This window comes from Cobetia sp. (genome assembly GCF_983723665.1).
In genome coordinates, this window is the sequence record NZ_CFDJES010000184.1 from 2,296 (window position 1) to 4,419 (window position 2,124).

Here is a 2,124-nt window from a genome sequence, read left to right on the forward strand (position 1 = left end):
GGGCGTCGTTGCGGACATGCTTGATCAAGCCAGTGGCTCGATCGTTCCGCCGTCTCAGGCGCTGAGCATGCTGTTCAGGCGGCGCACGTAAGCGGCCGGATCTTCCAGCGCACCGCCTTCGGCGATGATGGCCTGATCGAGCAGCACGTGTGCCAGATCGGTGAAGTAATCGCCTTCACCGCCTTCCAGACGCGTGACCAGGGCGTGCTCCGGGTTCAGCTCGAGAATCGGCTTCACTTCCGGCAGCGGCTGACCAGCGGCTTCCATCATCTTGCGCATCTGGTAGCCCATCTCGTGCTCCGGCAGCACCACGCAGGCCGGGGAATCGGTCAGACGGTGCGTGATGCGCACTTCCTGAACGTTCTCGGCCAGCGCTTCCTTGACGCGCTTGACCAGATCTTCCTTGGCCTTGGCGGTCTCTTCCTGGGCCTTCTTCTCTTCTTCGTTCTCGACATCGCCGAGATCGAGATCGCCCTTGGCGACATCCGCGAAGGACTTGCCGTCGAACTCGGTGAGGTGGCTCATCAGCCACTCGTCGATGCGGTCGGTCAGCAGCAGGACTTCGATGCCCTTCTTGCGGAAGATCTCGAGGTGCGGGCTGGACTTGGCGGCATTGAAGCTGTCGGCGACCAGGTAGTAGATCTTGCTCTGGCCTTCCTTCATGCGCTCGACGTACTGGGCCAGTGACTGGTCCTGGGTCGCGCTGTCGGTCTCGGTGGTGGAGAAGCGCAGCAGCTCGGCGATCTTCTCGCGGTTGGCGAAGTCTTCCGCCGGGCCTTCCTTGAGCACGGAGCCGAACTGGTTCCAGAAGGTCTGGTACTGCTCGGGGTCCTTGGCCAGCTTCTTGAGCATGTCCAGGCCACGCTTGGTCAGCGCGGACTTGAGCTTGTCGACCTGCGGGTCCTGCTGCAGCAGTTCGCGCGAGACGTTCAGCGACAGGTCGTTGGTGTCCAGCACGCCCTTGATGAAGCGCAGGTACAGCGGCAGGAACTGCTCGGCGTCGTCCATGATGAAGACGCGCTGCACGTAGAGCTTCAGGCCACGCGCGGCATCGCGCTGGTAGAGGTCGAACGGCGCACGGCCCGGCACGAACAGCAGGCTGGTGTACTCGAGCTTGCCCTCGACCTTGTTGTGGCTCCAGCTGAGCGGGTCGGAGAAGTCATGCGAGACGTGCTTGTAGAAGTTCTTGTACTCCTCGTCGCTGACCTCGGACTTGGAGCGCACCCACAGCGCGGTGGCGGAGTTGGCAGTTTCCCAGTGGACCTGTTCGTTGCCTTCCTCGTCCTTCTCGACGCGCTTCATGCGCACCGGCAGTTCGATATGGTCGGAGTACTTGGTGACCAGGTTGCGCAGACGATGATCGTCAGCGAACTCGATGGCATCGTCCTTGAGGTGCAGCACGATCTCGGTGCCGCGCTCGGCGCGCTCGATGTCGGCGACGCTGAACTCGCCTTCGCCACGCGAGGTCCACTCGACGCCCTGGTCAGCGCCCAGGTCGGCGCGACGGGTACGCACGGTGATCTCGTCGGCGACGATGAAGCCGGAGTAGAAGCCAACCCCGAACTGACCGATCAGACGCGAATCCTTCTGCTGGTCACCCGACAGGTTCTTCATGAACTCGGCGGTACCGGAGCGCGCGATGGTACCCAGGTTGGCGACCACATCGTCACGGCTCATGCCGATGCCGTTGTCACGCAGGGTGATGGTCTTCGCCTCGGCGTCGTGCTCGATCTCGATGCGCAGTTCGCTGTCGTTGCCGTAGAGGGCATCGTTGTCCAGCGCCTGGTAGCGCAGCTTGTCGCAGGCATCCGCCGCGTTGGAGACCAGCTCGCGCAGGAATATCTCGCGGTTGGAATACAGCGAGTGGATCATGAGGTGAAGCAGCTGCTTCACTTCTGTCTGGAAGCCATGCGTTTCGGTGTGAGTGGCGGTCGTCATCGAAAAGGACCTCTATGTCGTGGATGCCTGAAAAGAAGATTCGCGGTGGCCAGAGCGCCCCCGCAACAATGGAACCGGCTCGCCGACGCCTGCCTTTCTTGGGCGGCAGATCGAAGGAAGCACTCGTGGATCAGATATGGGGCAAGGGTGAGGGATTTCAAGGCACTAGCGACAGATGATTGCGCC

The 2,124-nt window shown here is 62.1% G+C and carries 1 protein-coding gene; it reads right to left on the reverse strand.

Annotated elements, in window-relative coordinates:
• Window positions 1-54: 54 nt before the first annotated feature.
• The gene (gene htpG, locus AC4FAH_RS13420) at window positions 55-1,938 is read right to left on the reverse strand and encodes a molecular chaperone HtpG (RefSeq protein ID WP_107335276.1); all 1,884 of its coding nucleotides are present in this window, start codon (window positions 1,936-1,938) and stop codon (window positions 55-57) included.
• Between the last annotated feature and the right edge of the window lie 186 nt (window positions 1,939-2,124).